The following is a 20,796-nucleotide window of genomic DNA, read 5'->3' on the forward strand; positions in this document are numbered from 1 at the left end:
CCACCGCAAGGGCCAATGGATGGGCGGTGGCTCGTTTTGCTAGCTCCCTGGGCGGGTTTTGCTAGCTGCCAGGGCGGTCGGCCAGTGCCACAGGGGGCGCGTCGTCCATCTCGAACGCCAGGGGGAACGGGGCGTGGCCTGCCAGTCGGAACCAGCGGACCTTGCGGTGGCGGCGCAGTGCGCGGGCCGCGCGCACGGAGTCGTTGTGGAAACGCCGGGCCATCGGGACGCGCCGTACGGCCGCTGCGAGCTCCCCTGCAGCCTCCTCGCCGCCGGACGCCTCCTTCACGGCCTCGACCTGCGCGGTCTCGCCGAACACCGCTCGCAGCGCCTGGCTGAGCTCGCTCTCCGCGACCTCGCGGTGGTCCTCTTCGGCCTGACGGGCGGCGTGCGCGGCCTCGTACAGGACGATCGAAGCGGCAGGGTCGAGCACGCCGGACGTTGCCAGCTCCTGGGTGACCGAGGCGCGGCGCAGCAGCTGGGCGTCCAGGGCGGCGCGGGAGGCGTCGATACGGGCGTGCAGACGGTCGAGGCGGCCTGCGGTCCAGCTGAGGTACAGCCCGATCGCTACGAGGGCTACGACGATCCAGATGATCAGGGTTACGGTCACGGGCCGCAAGGTTACCGGGGACGCCGGTGTCGGCTCTTCGCCGGCGCCGCGTGGGTCCGTGCGGGGGTTGGCTTGCGCCGCGTGGGTCCGTGCGGGGTCGGGCCGCTCCGGGGGTGCCATTCGGGACTGCATGATTTAGCTGCCCGGCGGGGGCTGCGTTCGCGAAGCCAGTAATTGGCGCACAAATCACGCTTTACGTCCCGAACAGCGCCCCCTGCGCGACCCGCCCCCTCGCCGCCGTTCGCATCCTGGTTCAGACGGCCCCGTACCAAGGCCCCCCGCCGGCGTCAGCCGCGGGCCGCCAGGCCGAAGCGGGCGCGGAGGCCCGAGCGGTCGTCCGCGGCCACCGAAGCCGCGCCGTCGGTCACCGTCTCGTACACCGCCAGGATGTCCGCAGCGACCGTCGACCAGTCGAACCGGCGTACGTGCGCACTCCCCCGCTCCCGCAGCTCCACCAGCCGCTCCGGGTCCGCCAGCAGCCGTACGGCCGCCGAGGCCAGCGCGTCGGCGTCCTCGTTGGCGAAGAGCTCGCCGGCCGCACCCTGGTCCAGGACCTGGGCGAAGGCGTCGAGGTCGCTGGCCAGCACCGCCGCGCCCGCCGACATCGCCTCGACCAGGATGATGCCGAAGCTCTCGCCGCCGGTGTTGGGGGCGACGTACAGGTCGACACTGCGAAGCAGCCGCGCCTTGTCCTCGTCGCTGACCATGCCGAGGAATTCGACCTGGCGGCGCATCTCCTTCGGCAGCGAGGCGACGGCCTCCTGCTCGTCGCCGCGCCCCGCGACCAGCAGCCGCGTGTCCGGGCGCTCGGCCAGGATCTTCGGGAGGGCACGCATGAGGACGGGCAGGCCCTTGCGGGGCTCGTCGATGCGCCCTATGAAGCCGATGGTCTGCCCCTGCCACGCGGGCTTGGCCTCGGCCTTCGCGAAGAAGTCGACGTCGACCCCGTTGGGGATGACGACGGCGTCGCCGCCCAGGTGCTCGACCAGGGTCCGGCGCGCGTACTCGCTGACCGCGATGCGGGCGCTTATTTTCTCCAGCGCCGGCTGCAGGATCGGGTAAGCCGCGATCATCGCCCGGGACTTCGGGTTCGAGGTGTGGAACGTCGCGACGATCGGCCCCTGCGCGGCCCAGCAGGTCAGCAGGCCCAGCGAGGGCGCGGTCGGCTCGTGGATGTGGATCACGTCGAAGGTGCCGTCGTGCAGCCAGCGCCGGACCCGGGCGGCCGAGAGGAAGCCGAAGTTGAGGCGCGCGACCGACCCGTTGTACGGGACGGGAACGGCCCGCCCGGCGGAGACGACGTACGGCGGCAGCGGCGTCTCGTCGTCGGAGGGGGCCAGGACGGAGACCTTGTGGCCGAGCCCGATCAGGTGCTCGGCCAGGTCGCGGATGTGGAACTGGACGCCGCCGGGGACGTCCCACGAGTAGGGGCAGACAATGCCGATCTTCACGAGGACTCCTGACGCGGCTCGAGGTCGGCGAGCCACAGCCGTTGCAGCATGTGCCAGTCCTCCGGGTGTTCGGCGATGCCGGTGGCGAAGGCGTCGGCCAGCGCCTGCGTCATGACGGACGTCTTCTCGTTACGGGTACCCGTCTCGGGTACTTCGACGGGCGGATGGATCCGGCCCCGCATCAAGGATTCGTCGTACGACAGGGTCACCGGCAGCAGCAGCGCCCCCGTCTGCTGCGCCAGCAGCGCGGGCCCGGCGGGCATCCGCGCGGTCTCGCCGAAGAACTCGACCTCCACGCCCGAAGCCGACAGATCGCGGTCGGCGACCAGGCAGACGAGACCGCCGTCGCGCAGCCGCCGCGCCAGCGTCCCGAAGGCGCTGCCGCCGCTGTGCGGCAGGACCTCCATACCGAGGCTCTCGCGGTACGCGACGAACCGGTCGTACAGCGTCTCGGGCTTGAGCCGCTCGGCGACGGTCGTGAAGGGCACCTCGAGCTTGGTGGTGACCCAAGCGCCGGCGAGGTCCCAGTTGGCCAGGTGGGGCAGCGCGAGCACGACGCCCCGCCCCTCGGCGAGGCCCTCCGTCAGCCGGTGGATGTCCTTGATCTCGACGGCGGTCTTCACGCGCTCCGCACTCCACGCGGGAAGCCGGAAGGATTCCATCCAGTAGCGCATGTACGAGCGCATACCGGCCTTGGAGAGCTCTGAGAGGCGCTCGGGGCCCGCGTCCGGCACCACCCGGGCGAGGTTGGACTCCAGCCGCAGCACGCTCTTGCCGCGCCGCTTCCACACCGCGTCGGCGATGGTGCGCCCGAGGGCGACGGACACCGGCTCGGGCAGTTTCTTGACCGTGCCCCAGCCGAGGCCGTACAGGGCGTCGGTCAGCCGTTCCTTGCCACCGCTCACGACGTCGCCCCGGTTCCCGCCTCGGCATCGGCCTCGGCCGATTCGCGGCGTACGGTCACGACTCGCTGTCCCAGCGTCACCACGCTGCCCACGGCCACGATCCACAGCGCGATCGGCAGCAGCACGTCGATCCCGGGAACGCCGAAGTTGTGCAGCCCGGCCAGCCCCGCGGCGACGAGCGTGATGACGAGCCGCTCGGCCCGCTCCACCAGACCGTTGACGGCCACCGGCAGGCCGATCGATTCTCCGCGTGCCTTCGTGTACGAGACGACCTGGCCGCTGGCCAGGCAGAAGATGGCGACGGCGCACAGGATGTTGTCGTTGCCCGTGCCCGCGTACCAGAGGGCGATCCCGCCGAAAATCGCCGAGTCGGCGACCCGGTCGAGCGTCGAGTCCAGGAAGGCGCCCCAGCGGCTCGAAACCCCGGCCTGTCGCGCCATATTGCCGTCGACGAGGTCGGAGAAGACGAACAGCGTGATGACGATCGTGCCCCAGAAGAACTCTCCCCGGGGGAAGAAGACCAGCGCGCCCGCCATCACTCCGGCCGTGCCGATGAGAGTGACCGCATCCGGGCTCACCCCGCGTCGGAGGAGAAATGCGGCGAACGGTGTGAGGACACGCGTAAAGAATGCACGCGCGTACTTGTTCAGCATGGCCTTCCCGAGGGTCGGTGGCCGTGCGACCCCTTGCGGCCACCGGCTGGCCCATCGTAGCCACGACGGCGCACGCCCAGTGCCGGGGCCCGGCCACCCGTCGATCGGGTACGACGTATGGACGCAATGTGAGCCGAGTGCAAAGCTCGAATGACCGCGGGCGTCATCGGCGTCGCCTCGCTACTGCGGCTCCCAGATGTCCGCGCCCCCTCTCCTCAGCGTGCTCTCAGACTGGGAGGCACAGATCATGGGCGACAAGGCGAACGCACACCCCGGGGCCGCCGGCAGGGCAACAGCGGCCGACCGGCCCTCGTCCGTACGGAACGTAGTGCTGGTCGGCCCCAGCGGATCGGGAAAGACCACCCTGGCCGAGGCTCTCGCACTGGCGGCGGGAGCGGTCAACAGGGCGGGCCGGGTCGAGGACGGCGCGACCGTCTCCGACTACGACGAGATCGAGCACCGGCAAGGACGGTCGGTCCAGCTCTCGCTGGTCCCCGTCGAATGGGGCGGCATCAAGATCAATCTCCTGGACACACCCGGATACGCCGATTTCGTCGGCGAGCTGCGAGCCGGTCTGCGCGCTGCGGACGCGGCCCTCTTCGTCGTCTCGGCGTCGGACGGCGTGGACGGCGCGACCAGGGCGGTGTGGGAGGAGTGCGCGGCGGTCGGTATGCCGCGGGCCATCGTCTTCACCCACCTCGAAGCGGCCAGGTCCGACTTCGACGAGATGACCCGGCTCTGCGCGGAGACTTTCGGGGGCGACGACCCCGACGCCGTACTGCCGCTCTATCTGCCGCTGTACGGGCCCCAGGGACCCGACGGGCACGCCCCCGTCAAGGGCCTCGTCGGCCTGCTCTCGCAGCGCATCTTCGACTACTCCTCCGGCGAACGGAAGGAGGTGCCGGCCGAGCAGGACCAGCTGCCGCGCATCGAGACCGCCCGCAGCCGGCTCATCGAGGGGATCATCGCCGAGAGCGAGGACGAGACCCTCATGGACCGCTATCTCGACGGCGAGGAGATCGACTACAAGACCCTCGTCGAGGACCTGGAGAGGGCCGTCGCGCGCGGCACCTTCCACCCCGTCCTGGCGGCCGCCCCGGCGGCCGAGGGATCCCGCGAGGGCATCGGCACGATCGAGCTCCTGGAGCTCGTCACGGGCGGTTTCCCGACCCCCTCCGAGCACGAGGCGCCCGCGGTCACCACCCCGGAGGGCAGCCCGCGCCCGCAGATCACCTGCGATCCGGACGGGCCGCTGGTCGCCGAGGTGGTCAAGACCGCGTCCGACCCCTACGTCGGCCGGGTCAGCCTGGTGCGGGTCTTCTCCGGCACCCTCCGGCCGGACGAGACCGTACATGTGTCGGGGCACGGACTCACCGACCGCGGCCACGAGGACCACGACGTGGACGAGCGCATCGGCGCGCTCTCCTCCCCCTTCGGCAAACAGCAGCGCACCCTCAGCCAGGCAATCGCCGGCGACATCGCGTCCGTCGCGAAACTGATGCGCGCCGAGACCGGGGACACCCTGTCCGCCAAGGACGATCCGCTCCTGATGGAGCCCTGGACCATGCCCGACCCGCTCCTGCCGCTCGCCATCCAGGCGCACAGCAAGGCGGACGAGGACAAGCTCTCCCAGGGCCTGTCGCGGCTGGTCGCAGAGGACCCGACGATGCGCCTGGAGCAGAACCAGGACACCCGTCAGCTGGTCCTCTGGTGCCTGGGCGAGGCCCACCGGGACGTGGCGCTGGAGCGCCTGCGCAGCCGTTACGGGGTCCAGGTGGACGTCGTGCCGTACAAGGTGTCGCTGCGCGAGACCTTCGGCGAAAGGGCGGGCGGGCGCGGCCGCCATGTGAAGCAGTCCGGCGGCCACGGCCAGTACGCGATCTGCGAGATCGAGGTCGAACCGCTGCCCCCGGGGTCCGGGATCGAGTTCGTCGACAAGGTCGTCGGCGGCTCGGTACCGCGCCAGTTCATCCCCTCCGTGGAGAAGGGCGTACGCGCCCAGGCGGCACGCGGCGTCGCGGCGGGCTACCCGCTGGTGGACGTACGCATCACCCTCCTCGACGGAAAGGCGCATTCGGTCGACTCCTCCGACGCCGCGTTCCAGACAGCGGGCGCGCTGGCGATGCGGGAGGCCGCGGCCGAGGCGAAGATCCATCTGCTGGAGCCGGTCACGGAGATCGTGGTGATGGTGCCCGATCACTATGTCGGCCCGGTGATGAGCGATCTGTCGGGGCGGCGCGGCCGGGTGGTCGGCACGGAGCAGGCAGGGCCGGGTCGTACGCTCGTACGGGCCGAGGTCCCCGAGATCGAAATCGGACGGTACGCCGTCGACCTCCGGTCGATCTCGCACGGCACCGGGCAATTCAACCGCTCGTACGCCCGCCACGAACCCATGCCGCCGCAGCTTGCGGGCAAGATCCGCGAACAGGCCGAAAAGGGATCGTAGTTGACAGTGCCGTCCGCCCAATTGCCTTGCGGCGGGCGGCATTCCACTGTCCCATTACGGGCAGGGAACACCCGGATACGCTGTGTCCCAGCTCAGAAGGTGTGCCGGGAGCAGTAGTCGGGAACAGGCCGCAGGAGCGGTTGCGTGCGGCGATGGGGGCAGCAGTGGCGGACGACGGATACGACTTCTCACCCGGGGCACAGATCCCGCTCCAGGGCTCGGCGGGGCAGACCGCGGCGACGCACGCGCTCGCATCGGCGGCGTACCGCGACAGCCCGGTCGACGAGATCCTCGGCGCCAACAGCGACTGGCACAAGTCCGAGGTCAAGAAGGGCAAGCTCTCCCTCTTCGAACCGAACCTGGGCGAGGCGTTCTCGCGGGCCGTCCAGGTGCGCATGCTGGGCGGCGCCCGCAAGCCCCTCATCCAGTCCTTCGGCACCGAACCCCAGACCGTTGTCGAGCACTGCCTCGCGGCGACCCGCATCCGTAAGGAGCGCGACGCCAAACTCACCGGCGTCATGGTGGTCTTCGGCCTGGCCTTCCTGCCGGGAATGCTGATCTGGCTGGCCATGTTCCAGCTCCGCCGTACGATCGCGGGCTCCAAGGACAAGCGCGCCGGAGCCCTCGCGACCGCCGCCCTGGTCGCCGCCGGCGGTCTCGCCGTGATCTTCCTGATCAGGCTGCCCTTCGGCGGCTTCTGGGCCATCTACCTGCGGGCGATGGTCGTCACCCCCGTCATCGGCTGGCTCTGGGCCAAGCAGATCAGCGAGACCACGGCCAAGGACATGCGGGCCCGCTGGGAGAGCCTGCTGGCCGGCGGCGGCGTGGGCGCCAAGATCCCCGAGGCCGTACCCCGCGACCCCAACGAGTCCGCCGCCGAGCAGCTGCGCCAGTCGCTCGCCAGGCTCACCGCCGAGCAGCACAGCAACGCCGTCTTCTACGCCGGCCCCAAGGGAATACTGGGCATGGGCACCCGCTGGGGCAGCTGGCAGCTCGCCGAAGAGCTCGTCCCGCGCGACTCCGGCAAGGAAATCCACGGCTTCCGCAGCTGGGACGTCGTACGCGCCATCCACGACCAGCTCCGCATGCTGGAGCGCGGACCGCTGCACACGGGCGGCTTCCCGACCCCCTCCGTACGGCACTGGGTCGTCGCACCGGTCGGCGAGAACGCGGCCGAGGTGGCCAGGCCCGAGGGCCAGAATGTCGACGCGTTCCAGATCAAGGGCCACGAAATACAGCGGATCTGCAACGAGCAGCAGTTCGGCGCCGGCAACCGCCACTATCTGGGCGTTCAGTTCACACTGTGGGACGGCCAGCTGGTCATCACCATGCTGATCACCGTCACCGTGCTGCACGAGACCCTGCGCATCGAAGTCACCGGCCACGCGCTGGGCCCGGTGCACTCCCTCTTCACCACCAAGCCCAAGCCCAAGACCATCACGGTCAGCAAGACGGTCAAGTTCTGGGAAACCGTCGACAAGAACCAGCCACTTGTCGACGCCGACGAGGTGGTGCGCCTCGCCGTCCGCGCCCCGCTCACCTGGTTCCCGCCGATCCTGGACTTCTTCGGCGGCAAGCTCGTTCTTCCCGAGCCGTTCGGCCTGCGGCACGCCTGGGCGGAGAAGCCCTGGCGCCACCGCTTCATGGCCGACGACGCGATGCGCGCGGCCACGCCCGTCCTGCGCGTCGTCCACGCGGCGGCCATCCGCGTCCTCGACGACCACGGCGTGGACACGGACCGCTTCAGCAACCGCTCGCTCATCCTCAGCGGCATGGTCCAGGACCCGGCACCGAGGAACGCGGACCTCTACGACGCGTAGAGCGACACGTAAGGCTTCAGGAGGTCAGACGGAGGCGGCGGGCGGCCAGGCGTCCGCCAGCATCTTGCGGGTGTCCCCCAGCAGCTGCGGCAGCACCTTGGTGTGCCCCACGACCGGCATGAAGTTCGTGTCCCCGCCCCAGCGCGGCACGAGATGCTGGTGCAGATGCGCCGCGATACCCGCCCCTGCCACCGCGCCCTGATTCATCCCGATGTTGAAGCCCTGCGCCCCGGAGGCCGTACGCAGCGCGATCATCGCGCGCTTGGTGAACTCGGCGAGCTCGGCGGTCTCCGCCGCGTCCAGGTCCGTGTAGTCGGCGACATGGCGGTACGGGACGACCATCAGATGCCCGCCGTTGTACGGGTACAGGTTCAGCACCGCGTACACCTGCTCACCACGCGCCACGACGAGGCCGTCCTCGTCGGACTTGGCCGGAATCGAGCAGAACGGGCAGCCGTCCTCGGCCCCCGGACCCGTCGGCTTGTTCTCACCCTGGATGTATGCCATCCGGTGGGGCGTCCACAGGCGCTGGAACGCGTCCGGCGTCCCGACTCCGATCTGCTGTTCCGGCTCAATCGTCATGCGAGCCAGCATATTCGCTCACGGTGAGGGAGCAGCAGTGAGGGGCGGCCCCTGACGGGACCGCCCCTCGGGGCACTGGTTTGCGCGGGGGCCGGTGTCAGACCTGTACCCGGCGCTCCACCACGTCGACGAGCTCGGCAATGGCTTCGTCGCGGGGAATGCCGTTCTTCTGCGACCCGTCGCGGTAGCGGAAGGAGACCGTGCCCGCATTCATGTCGTCGTCGCCCACGATGACCATGAACGGGACCTTGCTGCGCTGCGCGTTGCGGATCTTCTTCTGCATACGGTCCGAGGAGGCGTCCACCTCGACCCGCAGGCCCTTCTTCTTCGCCTCGGCGGCGAACTCCTGCAGGTACGGGACGTGCGCGTCGCCGATCGGGATGCCGGTGGCCTGGACCGGGGCCAGCCACGCCGGGAACGCGCCCGCGTAGTGCTCGAGAAGCACTGCGAAGAAGCGCTCGATGGAGCCGAACAGCGCGCGGTGGATCATGACCGGCTGCTGCTTGGTGCCGTCCGCCGAGGTGTACTCCAGGTTGAAGCGCTCCGGCAGGTTGAAGTCCAGCTGGACGGTCGACATCTGCCAGGTACGGCCGATGGCATCCTTGCACTGGACCGAGATCTTCGGGCCGTAGAAGGCCGCGCCGCCCGGGTCCGGGACCAGCGGGAGGCCCTGCTTCTCGGCGACCTGGCGCAGGGTCTCGGTGGCCTCTTCCCAGATCTCGTCCGAGCCGACGAACTTCTCCGGGTCCTTGGTGGACAGCTCCAGGTAGAAGTCGGTCAGACCGTAGTCGCGCAGCAGACCGAGGACGAAGGTGAGCGTCTTGTCGAGCTCCTCCGCCATCTGCTCCTTGGTGCAGTAGATGTGCGCGTCGTCCTGGGTGAAACCGCGGGCCCGGGTCAGGCCGTGCACCACACCGGACTTCTCGTACCGGTACACGGTCCCGAACTCGAAGAGGCGCAGCGGCAGTTCACGGTACGAACGCCCGCGCGCATCGAAGATCAGGTTGTGCATCGGGCAGTTCATGGGCTTGAGGTAGTAGTCCGTGCCCTCGTCGAGCTGCATGGGCGGGTACATGCCGTCGGCGTACCAGTCCAGGTGGCCCGACTTCTCGAAGAGCTTCCCCTTGGTGGCGTGCGGGGTGTAGACGAACTCGTACCCCTCCTCCTCGTGGCGCTTGCGCGAGTAGTCCTCCATGACCCGGCGGATGATGCCGCCCTTGGGGTGGAAGACCGCCAGGCCCGAGCCGATCTCGTCCGGGATGGAGAAGAGGTCCAGCTCGCTGCCGAGCTTGCGGTGGTCGCGCTTCTCGGCCTCGGCGAGGAACTCCAGGTGCGCCTTCAGCTCGTCCTTCGACGGCCACGCGGTGCCGTAGATGCGCTGGAGCATCGGGTTCTTCTCGCTGCCGCGCCAGTACGCAGCGGCGTTGCGCATGAGCTTGAAGGCGGGGATGTTGCGGGTGGTGGGCAGGTGCGGACCGCGGCACAGGTCCTTCCAGCACAGGTCACCGGTCTTGGCGTCCAAGTTGTCGTAGATGGTCAGCTCGCCGCCGCCCACCTCGACGTCCGCGCCGTCGTCCGTCGAAGCGGAGCCCTTGATGCCGATGAGCTCCAGCTTGTACGGCTCGTCGGCCAGCTCCTCGCGGGCGGCCTCGTCGGTGACGACACGGCGAGAGAAGCGCTGTCCGCGCTTCTGGATCTCCTGCATCTTCTTCTCGACGGCCTTGAGGTCCTCGGGGGTGAAGGGACGCTCGACGTCGAAGTCGTAGTAGAAGCCGTCCTTGACCGGCGGGCCGATGCCCAGCTTGGCCTCGGGGAAGAGCTCCTGCACGGCCTGCGCCATGACGTGCGCGGTCGAGTGGCGCAGGATGTTCAGGCCGTCCTCGGACGAGATCTCGACCGGCTCGACCTCCTCGCCGTCGGCGAGGACGTACGCCAGGTCCTTCAGCTCGCCCGCCACGCGCGCGGCGACGACGGTGCGCTCGCCGGGGAATAGCTCGGCCGCCGTAGTGCCCGTTGTCACCACGCGCTCTTCCCGCTCGGAATCGCGTTGGATGAACACACGGACGTCTGACACCGGTCTCTCCTGACTGAGGGGGACGCACGCGATTTGCTACGCGCGCAATCACTTACTGTACCGAGCCCGGCGCCCCCATCGCGAAACGGTTATTCCCCGCCGCACGCCTCCTCGAAAAAGTCCAGGTTCTCGTGGAGCGACTTCATCAGCCGGTCCCGCTCCGCATCGTCCACCTGCACGGGCACCACACTGTTCGCCCCGGTCAGCCGCCGGAAGCCGCCCCGGCTCTCCAGCTGCCCGTGGACCCTGATCGGCAGCCCGACCAGGTGTGCGTGGCCCGCTATCCGGTACGCCTCCTCGTCGAGCACCATGCGTACGTGCGGCACCTCCGCGCCGGCCAGGACGCGCATCCGTACCGTGCCCGCCCCGCGCGGCCCCGAGCGCCGCATCCGTACCACCGCGCCCGTGATCCGTACGGGTACGGACGGCTCGTCCAGCATGTAGCGGGCGCCTGCCTCGCGCAGGGCCGGCAGGTCGCCGGGCGAGAACTCGACCGGCTCGGGGTGCACCGCGCAGCCTGCCGGTACGCCCGCGGCGGGCGACCAGTCCAGGGCGATACGGGCGCCTTCGGAGCCGTGCACCAGCGCGATGAGCGCGTCGGTCAGCTCGCGGCTCACGCCGGCCTCGACGGCGGAGTCGAAGGCCTCCATGCCGCCGGTCGCCCGCTGGTAGTCGGTGGCCTCGCGGGCGGCGTGCAGCGCGTGGTGCAGCCGTACGACGGCGCCGCGTCCGCCCTCGACCGGTACGAAGGCGGTGAGGGTGCGTCCGCCGGGCGAGGTCCCCACCAGTACGCCCTCCAGGGACGTCTGGGCCTGCCGCCGGTGCCGCGCGCCGTAGTACCCGGCGCGGCCGCGGGCGGCGAGCGCTGCGGCGAGGAGCATCTGGCGTGCCGCGGACCGCAGTCGTTCCTGCGCGGTCCAGGAGGCGGCGCCCGAGCGCCCGTCGGGGACGTCGCGCCACCAGCGGATCTCGTCGCTGGGCACGGCGAGGGAGACGAGCACCTCGCGGGCCGACGGGGCGGCGCAGCGGGCGAGTGCGGTCAGTGCCTCGCCGAGCAGGTCGTCGCTGTCGGGGAACGCCCTGCTCTCCGGTACGAGCAGGCTCGTACCGCCGCCGGAGGATCCCGGCAGGGTCCAGCGCGCGTAGCGTCCGGCCGCTCCTCCGCGCCGCTGCCAGCCGTGCCGGTCGAGCAGCGCGCCGAGTACGGCGGGGTCGACCTGGCCGGGGTCGGGGCCTTCCCCGACGTCCCAGATTCCGGGTGCGTCGCTCGGGTGTGGTCGTACGGGCTCGTCGATCGGCCGGTGCATCAGGGTCTCCCTCCCACCCCGACCCGGGTCATGATCTCGCAGAGTGCTCGGTCGTCGAATATCCGCGAGGTCGGGATCCGCACGGTCGTCCTGCGCCTGCCTGTCACCGGGTGTCCGGCCAGGTTGGTCCAGTAGCAGCAGTGCCGCAGGTCGAGGCGGTCGTGGCTGGCGCGCAGCCAGTCGTCCTGGGTCCGCGGTACGAGCATCACGACCAGGATCTTGTGCACGGAGACCGGGCTGCGGGCGAGCTTCTCCAGGTGGGGGTTGTCGAGCGTGAAGGAGAAGGCGGGTCCTGCCGGGTGCGGCGGGATCTGGTACGTGCACTTGAGCTGCACTTTGATGGTGACTTCGTCGTCGACCGTGTGCCCGGGGGCGCTGTGGCTCACGTGCCAGTCGATGCCGTTGTCCGGAAAGGGCTGTGAGAGGGAGCATCCGGCGGCTGCCGCGACCGCGTGGAGGTAGCCCACCTGGAGTGTCTCCATGCAGGCGGTGGTGGCGAGAGCGCCGCGCAGTGGCGCGGTCCGTCCGGGCAGCAGCCCTCCCCCGTGGCTCTGGGCACGGGACGTTCCCCCAGGTTCGGGCTGCGCGAGCGCCATGGCTGACGAGTGCCTTCCGGGCCGTGCCGGTCAGTTCCCCGCGACGCGCCGTCAACTGCGCGTCCCGTCACCTGTGTTGTCTCCGTACCACCTCTGCCGTAAACGGCGTACCGCACAAACGACCCGGGTATCACCGATTCGGGCAGGGGACGCACGCCATCTGCCAAGGGAGCAAGAGGAGTTCGACATGACGTGCTGGTACGAAGGACCCTTGGCCGCGTTCGACACCGAGACGACGGGGGTGGATGTCGAGGAGGACCGCATCGTGTCGGCCGCCCTGGTCGTGCAGGACATGCCGGGCGCGCGGGTGCGGGTGACCCGCTGGCTGGTGAATCCGGGGATTCCTGTGCCCGCGGAGGCCACTGAGATCCATGGCCTGACGGACGAGCACCTTCAGCGCAACGGCCGCTGGCCGGCGCCGGTCGTGGAGGAAATAGCCCGGTCGCTGGCCGAGCAGAGCATTGCCCGCCGGCCGCTGGTCGTGATGAACGCCCCGTTCGATCTGACGCTGCTCGACCGGGAGTTGAGGCGCCATCGGGCGTCGTCGCTGGCGCGGTATCTGGACAACCGGCCGCTGTGCGTGCTGGATCCGCGCGTACTGGACAAGCATCTGGACCGCTACCGCAAGGGCCGCCGTACGCTCACCGATCTGTGCGCGCAGTACGAGGTCGAGCTGGACGGCGCCCATGACGCGGCCGCCGACGCGGCGGCGTCCCTGGAGGTCGTACGGGCGGTGGGGCGCCGCTTCGCGTCGCGTCTGGAGCGGCTTTCGCCTGCCGAGCTGCACACACTGCAGGCGGTGTGGCACGCGGCGCAGGCGCGTGGTCTGCAGGCGTGGTTCGCGCGCAACGGGTCGGAGGAGGAGGTCAATCCGGCCTGGCCGCTGCGCCCCGAACTCCCGGCCGCCGCCTGATCGTACGGTCGCTCAGCGGGCTGCCTTCTTCATCAGCACCAGGCCGGTGATCGCGCCGAGGCCGAAGACGCCGGAGACGACACTGAGGGCGATCTGCAGCCCGCTCTCGTCGACCATGAGGTTGAAGAAGAGATTGGCGGCCACGCAGGCGATCAGCAGCAGCCACAGAAGCGTCTTGGTCGCGGAGTTCATCGGGTGCCCCTTCGTCGAGCGTCTAGCGTTCTTCGCGTTCGTGGATCACGGTATAGAGAGCGGCACGGCCCCTACCATCCAGCAGGCACCCGAGTCATGGTGCGGTCGGCTGCACCCCGGCAGCGGCAGTGGGCTACCCGTGACGACGTGAATTTCACCTATTGACAGCGGCCGGTTTTCTTGATGGCGGCCTGGGGCGGCGGCGTACGGCGGCATGAAAAAAGGCCGGTCCGTCTGTGACGGACCGGCCTTTCCCGGTGGGCGATACTGGTTTCGAACCAGTGACCTCTTCGGTGTGAACGAAGCGCTCTCCCACTGAGCTAATCGCCCGGGAACGGACTGAACCATACAACCCCCTGCGGGTTTCGTTCAAACCGCGAGGGCCGCCGCGAGCCCGCGCCGCCCCGCCCGCATCATCAGCGCGTGATTGGCGATGAAGACGGGACGCCCGGGGACGGCGAACCGCCGCACCAGGGCCTTGCGCACCTCCACTTCCTGCTCGTAGACGGCGCGTGTGCCGGTGCCGTGCGGTCGCACGGTCCAGCGCGCCCAGCCGTCCATGTCGCCGGTCATGGCCGCTTCCAGTACGCCGGCGGCCGCGTCGCGGCGCGTCTCGCCGACCGTGACGACGAGTTCGTACGGCAGGAGGGAGCGGAACCGGAAGGTGCCTGTGCGATCGTCGACGCGGGTTGCCTCGCGCACCTGCGGCCACCACCTCGGGTACTCCTCGGCGCGTTCCAGCACGGCGAACACGGCGTCGGGGGATGCCGTCAGATCCCATACGGTGCGGAAGCGGTAGTGGCACCAGTCCATGCCTGAAGTCTGCGCGTATCCGGGGGTACTCACACACATCTGAGTATCCGAGCCCATGCCCCGGTGTGTGGCCCGAGCCACACTCCTGGCATGGAGAATGCGCCACCACCCGCCGAGGAACTGATACTCCTCGACCGCGAGCTGGGTCAACTCGAGATCCGCCGCACGCAGTTGCTGACCCGAAGGGCGTGGCTGATCAGCGCCATGCAGGCCGCGCAACCGGCCCCGCAGAACCCCTTCGCCGGCCACGCCCGGGGCTTCGGCGGCGGGCAGGTGCCGCGTGCGCCCATGGCCGCCGCGTCGGCGCCGGACGCATCGTCGCCGAGTGCGCAGAACGTACTGCTGACGCTCGGCGGCATTCTGCTCACGATCGCCGCCATCGCGTTCACGCTGGTCAGCTGGGGCCACATGGGCATCGGCGGCCGCTCTGCGGTACTGGGCGCCGTGACGGCGCTGGCTCTGTCCGCACCGGTTGTACTGCTGCGCCGCGGGCTCGTCTCGACCGCCGAATCGGTGGCCGCGCTCGGGCTCGTACTGACGGTGCTCGATGCGTACGCCCTGCACCGGGCCGCGCTGCTCGCCGTCGACGGCCTCGCTTACGCGGCGATCAGTTCGGCCGCGCTGGCGGCGCTCTGGGCGGCGTACGGTCTGGGGCTCGGCCGGCTGCGGATGCCGCTGCCCGCCGCTTTGGTCGCCGCTCAACTCCCCTTCCCGCTCTGGGCGCTGGCTTCCGGTGCGGGCCCGCTGACGCTGACCTGGTCGCTGCTGGCGACGGCCGCGCTCGACGTCGTCGTCGCTCTGTGGGGCAAGGGCCGTGGCGTACGTCCGATGGCTTGTGCCGCCGCCTGGCTTGCGGGTGCGTGGGCGCTGCTCAGTGCCGGTGCCATGTCCGTGGCCGCCGGTGACGCCGCCGACGCGGTGCGTCCCGGTGTGCTGCTCCTGGCGATCGCGGCCCTGGCCCTGTTCGCTGCCTGGCGCGCGCCGTCGCCGCACGCGGTGGCGCCTTCGGTCGCGGCGGGGCTTGCGGCGATCGCGGCGGGCGGCGGCGTGGTCCGGCCTGCCGTGCCGGACGCGTGGGCGGTGCCCGCGTACGTGCTGTGCGCCGTGGCCCTGTTGGCCGTTGTACGGGTGAGCCTGCCGCGGCCCATGGTCCTCGGCCTGGCCGGTGCATCGGGTGCGGTGCTGGCCGGAGGCACGCTGTGGGCGCTGCCGCCGCTGGCGGTCACGCTGCTGGGCCCCGTGGCTTGGGCGGAACGGGCATGGTCCGGCGCTCCGTCCGGCGTCCGGGACGCGCTCTCCGCCGACCTCCCGTGGTCCTGGACGACGGCGACTCCGCTGGTCCTGCTGACGACCGCAGCGGTCCTGGTGGCGGCCCGCCGCCTGACCACGGCCGACCGCCCCTGGCACACCCCGGCGGCGTGCGCGGCGCTGGCCCTGACGTGGGCGGCGGCTTTCGCGACCCCGGCGGCACTGGACCTCCGCTACGCGGTGGCAGTCCCGCTGTACGCACTGCTGACGGCGGCCCCGATGGCGCTGGCGGCACACCCCACGGCGCTGACGCGCTTCGCCGGCAACGCCACCCGTGCCCCGGCCCGAACCCTCAGCGCACCGACCGAGCCCGCGCCCACCGCACAGGGCGAGGCACCGCACACATGCACCTCCGCAACACCCGTTACCCCCGCACAGGGCACAGGCCGCCCCATGCCCAAACACCACCAGCACACCGCCACCCACGCCGCCCCGCCCGGCGAAGCACCGGCCACAGGCACCTCGCCGGCACCCGGGACCCCCGCCCCGGCCCCCGGCACCGGCCCGGCACCCGAGGCATCCGCCTCGGACACGCCCGCCACTCCGCCGCACGCCGGTACGCATGGCCCCGCGCAGTCCCCGCCCGCCGGCACCGCCCCCGTAGCGGACGCGGCCGCCCGGCCCGGCCCCGGCTCCGCCCTCGCCCTCACCGGGCTCGGCTGCGCCCTCGCGTCGGCCGTTTCCGTTTCGCTCGTGGCCCTGGCCTCCCAGGCGGCCACCTTCGCGGTCCTCGGCTTCCTGCTGGTGCTGTTCGGCGCGGCCGCCGCCCTTGCCGCGGGCAGCGTCACACAGCCCGTCTCCGCCTGTGCGGCCGTCGTCTTCGCAACCGGGCTGGCCGGAGCCTGTGCCGCGGCGTTCGAGCTCCCGGCCCATCAGGTCGCGTTGGCGGTACTGGCCGTCCCGGCGGCGGTGGCTCTCCTGGCCGCCCGTATCCGTGGTCACCTCACCGCTCTGCCCATGGAACTCACCGGCGCCGCCGCGGCCCTCCTCGCGGTCGGGCTCGCCTCCGGCGATGCGCCGACCCTCGCGCTGGTGCTGGCCCTGTGCGGTGTCATCGCAGCGGGCACGGCCGTACGCGCCGACCGCCGGTTCGTCGGGTACGCCGCCGTGGCGCTCTTCGTACTGGCCACCTGGGTCCGCCTCGGCGCCTCGGGGACGTCACCACCCCCGAGGCGTACACCCTGCCCGTCACCGTCCCGGCGCTCGCCGTCGGCGTACTGCGACGACGACGCGACCGCGAGGCCTCGTCCTGGACGGCGTACGGTCCCGGCCTCGCCGCGACCCTGCTGCCGAGCCTGATCGCGGCCTGGGGCGACGAGCAGTGGCTGCGCCCGCTGCTGCTCGGGGCAGCGGCCCTGGCCGTCACGCTCACCGGCGCCCGGCAGCGGCTCCAGGCCCTCCTGGTGCTCGGCGGCTCGGCCCTGGCCCTGGTCGCCCTGCACGAGCTGGCGCCGTACGTCGTCCAGGTCGTCGGCGTACTCCCCCGCTGGCTGCCGCCGGCCCTCGCGGGTCTCCTGCTGCTGGCGGTCGGCGCGACGTACGAGCAGCGGCTGCGCGACGCCCGCAGGCTGCGGGACACCCTGGGCCGGATGCACTGAACCGGCACACGGCAACGACGAAGGCCCGGAAGACTTTCGTCTTCCGGGCCTTCGGTCCGGGTGGGCGATACTGGGTTCGAACCAGTGACCTCTTCGGTGTGAACGAAGCGCTCTCCCACTGAGCTAATCGCCCCGGCGCTCCGCAAACATTACCCCATGGCCGGGGGTTCCCCCGGCCATGGGGGAAGGTCCCGCGGACCGATGACCGGTCATTCGTCGATGTTCCACGGCATCGCCATGCCGAACTTCCAGACGTAGATCCCGACCAGCACAGCGATGATCACCAGGCCGACCGCGGTGAGGATGATGTTCCTCCGGCGGACCTTCGGATCGAGTGCCTTCACTGCCGCTTCGGTGACTTTCCGCTTCGTCCAGCGGAGCACCAGCTGCGCCCATACGAACTCGGTGGCCCAGATCGCCATGCCGCCGAAGATCACCAGCCACCCGGGGCCCGGCAGCGGCAGCATGACGACGCCCGCGGCCACGACGGCGAGGCCGATGATGAAGACACCGACCTGCCAGCTGAGGTGCAGCGTTCTGTACCGCTTGATGATCTGCGGCGCTCGCGAACCCAGCTCGCGCTCGCCCTCGGTCACGTCCCCCGTGGCGGGCTCTGCTGCCGCCGGTGCGACGACTTCTTCCCGCTCGTTACTCTCCGCGTTCATGTGGCCCAACCTACCGGATTCGGCCGCATCACCGGAATGGCCGTATCGCATCAAGTGACGCTCCGCCGTACGAGCTATCTGAAGAGCCACAAAAAGGTCAGAGGGGTTTACAACGGCACCGTAGGTGGCATGTCGATTTCGCCGACGTGCGAATCCCCGAGCGCACACTGAGCGAAAGGCCCTGGCGCTTATGAACACCACGGTCAGCTGCGAGCTGCACCTGCGCCTCGTTGTGTCGAGCGAGTCATCACTGCCTGTACCCGCGGGCCTGCGGTATGACACGGCCGATCCTTACGCCGTGCATGCCACCTTCCACACCGGAGCCGAGGAAACCGTCGAGTGGGTGTTCGCCCGCGACCTCCTCGCCGAGGGCCTGCACAGGCCCACCGGCACCGGAGACGTCAGAGTCTGGCCGTCGCGCAGTCACGGCCAGGGTGTCGTCTGCATCGCCCTGAGCTCCCCGGAAGGAGAAGCACTGCTCGAAGCCCCGGCGCGGGCGCTGGAGTCGTTCCTGAAGCGGACGGACGCCGCGGTGCCACCCGGCACCGAGCATCGTCACTTCGATCTCGACACCGAACTCTCACACATCCTGGCGGAGAACTGAGCCAGCCCGAGAGCCCTCCATCGCCGTCCGACTCGGGGCGACGGCGAAGGACGGACAACCACATACGGCAGACACCGGCGCCGTCTCCGCGGAATCCACCGTGGCGACGGCGCCGGTGTCTGCGCGCGCGAGCCGCTAAAGTCGGCCAGCATCGGCGGGCACCGGCCCGCAGCAGGCCAGGGAGCGAATCGTGCTGATCCCCCACGACACCCGGCGCGCACTCGACGTCGTCGTCGATCTGGTGAACACGGCGCCCGAGAGCGAGCCGGAGAGCGAGCAGACCGACCGGCTCGCTGACATCGAGGCGCTGTACGGCTTCGTACGGCTCCACAATGTCAGCGACGTGGGTGAACTCACCGAGAAGGATCTGAGGGCCGTACAGGACGTACGAGCCCGCTTCGCGGACGTGTTCGCGGCGCCCGACCCCCGTACCGGCGCGGAGCTGATCAACCAGCTGGTGGCGGCGGCCGGGACCACGCCCCGGCTGACCGACCACGACGGCTTCGACTGGCACGTGCACTACTTCGCGCCCGGCGCCTCCATCGCGGACCATCTCTCGGCGGACTGCGGGATGGCCCTCGCCTTCATAGTCGTCTCCGGCGAGCAGGAGCGGCTGCGGCGGTGCGAGGCGCCGGACTGCCGGCGGGCGTTCGTCGATCTGTCGCGCAACCGCTCCCGGCGCTACTGCGACAGCCGCACCTGCGGAAACCGGCTGCATGTGGCGGCGTACCGGGCACGCCGCAAGGAAGCCGCAGGCTGACGCCTCACAACACGCCCCACAGCACGCCTCACAGCAGGAAAAGATCGTGCATCGCGGCCAGCAGCAACAGGAAGCCGATCAGCCCGAGGAAGATCATCAGGGGTGGCTGGGAAAGCGCGAAGAGGCAGCCGCGCGATTCTTCGGAAGGTGCAGGGGCTTCGGCGGGTACGGGGGCATCGCCCCGGGATGTGTCCAGCATCTCGGAGTGATCATGGCGCAGTACGACCGCCCCCGATGACCAACACGCCCATCTGCGGGGGGAGTTCACCGGATCCCGCCCATCCGTTACACGGCGGCAATCGCTTCCGTGTCCGAGATACCAGGCTTTCGGGTCTCTCGCCCGGTGCAGGCGGTCAGATGCCGTGCTTCTTCAGGATGGCTTCGATGTCGCTGAAGTCCTCCGCCGGCGCGGCGGGCTTCTGCTTGGCCTTGGCCTGCGGGGCAGGGGGCTGCGCCTCCGCCTGACGGCCGGCCGCGAGTGACGGCGCGGACGCCTGCGGGGCGACGGCCTCGCGCTGAGCGGCCTTGGCGGCCTTGCGCTCCTTGCGGGTGCCGCCGGTGCGGCGCTCCACCGCCCTGGTCGTCATGAAGAGCAGCCAGGCGAGTCCGAGCAGAACGAACCCGGCCCACACGCTCGGCTTGAAGGCGATTCCCGAAACCCACTCGACGACGCCGGTCATGACCAGGCCGACAGGGACGAGCGAATAGGCGGCGATACGCGTGGCAGCCAGGAATCGCTTGCGGTACGCGGTGATCGCGGCGATGCCCAGACCGGCCGCGGACACCGCGGAACAGACGGTCTCAGCCAGCATCCGGTCCTCCAGCCTCGTGGGTTACGTACCCCTCCATCCTGCACCGGCCGAGGGTGCCGGGGCCACGCCCCCGTACGACCTCCGAGAGATCTCCGGGAGATCTAGGGGGCGGGATCCTCCCCAGGTCCTGGTTGGGAACCGGCCGGTGTGGCTGGGACACTGGCTCCATGAGCGACTCCATCCCCGCCCGCCCCGTCGTCCTCGACATCTGGTGCGACCTCCAGTGCCCCGACTGCCACTCCGCGCTCGACGACGTGCGCGCCCTGCGCGAGCGGTACGGCGACCGTCTGGAACTGCGGCTGCGGCACTTCCCCCTCGAAAAGAACAAGCACGCCTACGCCGCCGCCCAGGCCGCCGAGGAAGCGGTCGACCAGGGCAAGGACTGGCCGTACGTGGAGGCGCTTCTCGCCCGTACCAAGGACCTGGCGGCGAAGGGCGAGCCGGTGCTCCTCGATGTGGCGCGCGAACTGGGGCTGGACACCGAGGAGTTCGACACCGCCCTGATCGACGGCCGGCACCTCCTGATCGTCGACGCCGACCAGGCCGAGGGCAAGGCCATCGGCGTCACCGGCACCCCGACGTACGTCATCGACGGGGAGCGGCTGGACGGCGGCAAGAGCCAGGAGGGGCTGCGCGAGCGCATCGAGGAGATCGTCGACCGTCTGCTCGCCCGGTCCTGATCCGCCG

19 protein-coding genes, 2 tRNA genes and 1 pseudogene are annotated in these 20,796 nt (G+C 70.5%); 7 read left to right on the forward strand and 15 right to left on the reverse strand.

All coding sequences use genetic code 11. The features are described from left to right. Positions 1-61 precede the first annotated feature (61 nt). From J7I98_RS25240 to pgsA, 4 genes are all read right to left on the reverse strand, one after another. A complete protein-coding gene (locus J7I98_RS25240; RefSeq protein ID WP_214926030.1) occupies positions 62-610 on the reverse strand; it encodes a hypothetical protein in 549 nt (182 codons plus the stop codon). 287 nt (positions 611-897) lie between these two features. Continuing rightward, entirely contained in the window at positions 898-2,061 is a 1,164-nt protein-coding gene (locus J7I98_RS25245) for a glycosyltransferase family 4 protein (RefSeq protein ID WP_214926033.1), read from the reverse strand. After that, positions 2,058-2,966, reverse strand: a complete 909-nt coding sequence (locus tag J7I98_RS25250) for a phosphatidylinositol mannoside acyltransferase (RefSeq protein WP_214926035.1) — start codon at positions 2,964-2,966, stop codon at positions 2,058-2,060. The genes J7I98_RS25245 and J7I98_RS25250 overlap by 4 nt, the downstream gene beginning before the upstream one ends. Continuing rightward, the gene (gene pgsA / locus J7I98_RS25255; RefSeq protein WP_214926037.1) at positions 2,963-3,619 is read right to left on the reverse strand and encodes a phosphatidylinositol phosphate synthase; all 657 of its coding nucleotides are present in this window, start codon (positions 3,617-3,619) and stop codon (positions 2,963-2,965) included. The genes J7I98_RS25250 and pgsA overlap by 4 nt, the downstream gene beginning before the upstream one ends. Positions 3,620-3,866: 247 nt before the next feature. On the opposite strand from pgsA, the gene J7I98_RS25260 reads away from it, so the two are divergent. Together J7I98_RS25260 and J7I98_RS25265 are read left to right on the forward strand one after the other, a co-directional pair. Further along, positions 3,867-6,065: an elongation factor G-like protein EF-G2 gene (locus tag J7I98_RS25260; RefSeq protein ID WP_214926119.1), complete on the forward strand. Its 2,199-nt coding sequence runs from the start codon at positions 3,867-3,869 to the stop codon at positions 6,063-6,065. Positions 6,066-6,217: 152 nt separating this feature from the next. Beyond that, positions 6,218-7,885 (forward strand): hypothetical protein, encoded by a 1,668-nt coding sequence (locus J7I98_RS25265; protein WP_214926039.1) that lies wholly within the window; start codon positions 6,218-6,220, stop codon positions 7,883-7,885. 24 nt (positions 7,886-7,909) lie between these two features. Here the strand turns inward: J7I98_RS25265 and J7I98_RS25270 are convergent, their stop codons facing one another. From J7I98_RS25270 to J7I98_RS25285, 4 genes are all read right to left on the reverse strand, one after another. Beyond that, on the reverse strand, positions 7,910-8,479 hold the full coding sequence (locus tag J7I98_RS25270) for an HIT domain-containing protein (protein WP_214926040.1): 570 nt from the start codon (positions 8,477-8,479) through the stop codon (positions 7,910-7,912). A gap of 85 nt (positions 8,480-8,564) precedes the next feature. Further along, positions 8,565-10,541 carry a threonine--tRNA ligase gene (gene thrS / locus J7I98_RS25275; protein ID WP_214926043.1) on the reverse strand — a complete coding sequence of 659 codons (1,977 nt, stop codon included), beginning with the start codon at positions 10,539-10,541 and terminating at the stop codon, positions 8,565-8,567. A gap of 89 nt (positions 10,542-10,630) precedes the next feature. Further along, on the reverse strand, positions 10,631-11,848 hold the full coding sequence (locus J7I98_RS25280; protein ID WP_374225168.1) for a hypothetical protein: 1,218 nt from the start codon (positions 11,846-11,848) through the stop codon (positions 10,631-10,633). Beyond that, positions 11,848-12,444 (reverse strand): DUF4365 domain-containing protein, encoded by a 597-nt coding sequence (locus J7I98_RS25285; RefSeq protein WP_214926045.1) that lies wholly within the window; start codon positions 12,442-12,444, stop codon positions 11,848-11,850. The genes J7I98_RS25280 and J7I98_RS25285 overlap by 1 nt, the downstream gene beginning before the upstream one ends. A 187-nt stretch (positions 12,445-12,631) precedes the next feature. On the opposite strand from J7I98_RS25285, the gene J7I98_RS25290 reads away from it, so the two are divergent. Beyond that, positions 12,632-13,357: a 3'-5' exonuclease gene (locus tag J7I98_RS25290; protein WP_214926054.1), complete on the forward strand. Its 726-nt coding sequence runs from the start codon at positions 12,632-12,634 to the stop codon at positions 13,355-13,357. A 12-nt stretch (positions 13,358-13,369) separates the two neighbouring features. Here the strand turns inward: J7I98_RS25290 and J7I98_RS25295 are convergent, their stop codons facing one another. The 3 genes from J7I98_RS25295 to J7I98_RS25305 all read right to left on the reverse strand — a co-directional run bounded on the left by J7I98_RS25295 (position 13,370) and on the right by J7I98_RS25305 (position 14,362). Next, positions 13,370-13,549, reverse strand: coding sequence for a hypothetical protein (locus J7I98_RS25295; RefSeq protein WP_214926056.1), 180 nt, complete (start codon positions 13,547-13,549; stop codon positions 13,370-13,372). Between the two features lie 258 nt (positions 13,550-13,807). Further along, positions 13,808-13,879: transfer RNA gene (locus J7I98_RS25300), tRNA-Val, on the reverse strand. 39 nt (positions 13,880-13,918) lie between these two features. Continuing rightward, positions 13,919-14,362: an SRPBCC family protein gene (locus J7I98_RS25305; protein ID WP_214926125.1), complete on the reverse strand. Its 444-nt coding sequence runs from the start codon at positions 14,360-14,362 to the stop codon at positions 13,919-13,921. A 90-nt stretch (positions 14,363-14,452) separates the two neighbouring features. On the opposite strand from J7I98_RS25305, the pseudogene J7I98_RS25310 reads away from it, so the two are divergent. Further along, positions 14,453-17,268 (forward strand): annotated as a pseudogene (locus J7I98_RS25310) (SCO7613 C-terminal domain-containing membrane protein). Positions 17,269-17,329: 61 nt separating this feature from the next. On the opposite strand, the gene J7I98_RS25315 reads toward J7I98_RS25310, so the two are convergent. Both J7I98_RS25315 and J7I98_RS25320 read right to left on the reverse strand, forming a co-directional pair. Beyond that, positions 17,330-17,401, reverse strand: a tRNA-Val gene (locus J7I98_RS25315). A 76-nt stretch (positions 17,402-17,477) separates the two neighbouring features. Next, a complete protein-coding gene (locus tag J7I98_RS25320) occupies positions 17,478-17,933 on the reverse strand; it encodes a TIGR02611 family protein (protein ID WP_214926058.1) in 456 nt (151 codons plus the stop codon). 190 nt (positions 17,934-18,123) lie between these two features. Here J7I98_RS25320 and J7I98_RS25325 point away from each other — a divergent pair, with 190 nt between their 5' ends. Both J7I98_RS25325 and J7I98_RS25330 read left to right on the forward strand, forming a co-directional pair. Continuing rightward, complete coding sequence (locus J7I98_RS25325) at positions 18,124-18,537, forward strand: SsgA family sporulation/cell division regulator (RefSeq protein ID WP_003987206.1); 414 nt, start codon at positions 18,124-18,126, stop codon at positions 18,535-18,537. Positions 18,538-18,727: 190 nt separating this feature from the next. After that, complete coding sequence (locus J7I98_RS25330) at positions 18,728-19,297, forward strand: CGNR zinc finger domain-containing protein (protein ID WP_214926060.1); 570 nt, start codon at positions 18,728-18,730, stop codon at positions 19,295-19,297. Positions 19,298-19,325: 28 nt separating this feature from the next. Here the strand turns inward: J7I98_RS25330 and J7I98_RS25335 are convergent, their stop codons facing one another. Both J7I98_RS25335 and J7I98_RS25340 read right to left on the reverse strand, forming a co-directional pair. Continuing rightward, positions 19,326-19,496, reverse strand: coding sequence for a hypothetical protein (locus tag J7I98_RS25335; protein ID WP_214926063.1), 171 nt, complete (start codon positions 19,494-19,496; stop codon positions 19,326-19,328). Between the two features lie 154 nt (positions 19,497-19,650). Further along, complete coding sequence (locus J7I98_RS25340) at positions 19,651-20,109, reverse strand: hypothetical protein (protein ID WP_214926067.1); 459 nt, start codon at positions 20,107-20,109, stop codon at positions 19,651-19,653. A 167-nt stretch (positions 20,110-20,276) separates the two neighbouring features. Between J7I98_RS25340 and J7I98_RS25345 the strand changes: the two genes are divergently transcribed. After that, positions 20,277-20,789 (forward strand): DsbA family protein, encoded by a 513-nt coding sequence (locus tag J7I98_RS25345; RefSeq protein ID WP_214926072.1) that lies wholly within the window; start codon positions 20,277-20,279, stop codon positions 20,787-20,789. Positions 20,790-20,796: the final 7 nt, after the last annotated feature.

This window comes from Streptomyces sp. ISL-98, from assembly GCF_018614055.1.
In the GTDB taxonomy this organism is placed as follows: domain Bacteria; phylum Actinomycetota; class Actinomycetes; order Streptomycetales; family Streptomycetaceae; genus Streptomyces; species Streptomyces spiramyceticus.

Bases quoted from the DNA above. Each gene is read 5' to 3' on its own strand.
- pgsA (WP_214926037.1), bottom strand. From the start codon at position 3,619: ATGCTGAACAAGTACGCGCGTGCATTCTTTACGCGTGTCCTCACACCG.
- J7I98_RS25260 (WP_214926119.1), top strand. From the start codon at position 3,867: ATGGGCGACAAGGCGAACGCACACCCCGGGGCCGCCGGCAGGGCAACA.
- J7I98_RS25265 (WP_214926039.1), top strand. From the start codon at position 6,218: ATGGGGGCAGCAGTGGCGGACGACGGATACGACTTCTCACCCGGGGCA.
- J7I98_RS25270 (WP_214926040.1), bottom strand. From the start codon at position 8,479: ATGCTGGCTCGCATGACGATTGAGCCGGAACAGCAGATCGGAGTCGGG.
- J7I98_RS25280 (WP_374225168.1), bottom strand. From the start codon at position 11,848: ATGCACCGGCCGATCGACGAGCCCGTACGACCACACCCGAGCGACGCA.
- J7I98_RS25285 (WP_214926045.1), bottom strand. From the start codon at position 12,444: ATGGCGCTCGCGCAGCCCGAACCTGGGGGAACGTCCCGTGCCCAGAGC.
- J7I98_RS25290 (WP_214926054.1), top strand. From the start codon at position 12,632: ATGACGTGCTGGTACGAAGGACCCTTGGCCGCGTTCGACACCGAGACG.
- J7I98_RS25295 (WP_214926056.1), bottom strand. From the start codon at position 13,549: ATGAACTCCGCGACCAAGACGCTTCTGTGGCTGCTGCTGATCGCCTGC.
- J7I98_RS25305 (WP_214926125.1), bottom strand. From the start codon at position 14,362: ATGGACTGGTGCCACTACCGCTTCCGCACCGTATGGGATCTGACGGCA.
- J7I98_RS25320 (WP_214926058.1), bottom strand. From the start codon at position 17,933: ATGAACGCGGAGAGTAACGAGCGGGAAGAAGTCGTCGCACCGGCGGCA.
- J7I98_RS25325 (WP_003987206.1), top strand. From the start codon at position 18,124: ATGAACACCACGGTCAGCTGCGAGCTGCACCTGCGCCTCGTTGTGTCG.
- J7I98_RS25335 (WP_214926063.1), bottom strand. From the start codon at position 19,496: ATGCTGGACACATCCCGGGGCGATGCCCCCGTACCCGCCGAAGCCCCT.
- J7I98_RS25340 (WP_214926067.1), bottom strand. From the start codon at position 20,109: ATGCTGGCTGAGACCGTCTGTTCCGCGGTGTCCGCGGCCGGTCTGGGC.
- J7I98_RS25345 (WP_214926072.1), top strand. From the start codon at position 20,277: ATGAGCGACTCCATCCCCGCCCGCCCCGTCGTCCTCGACATCTGGTGC.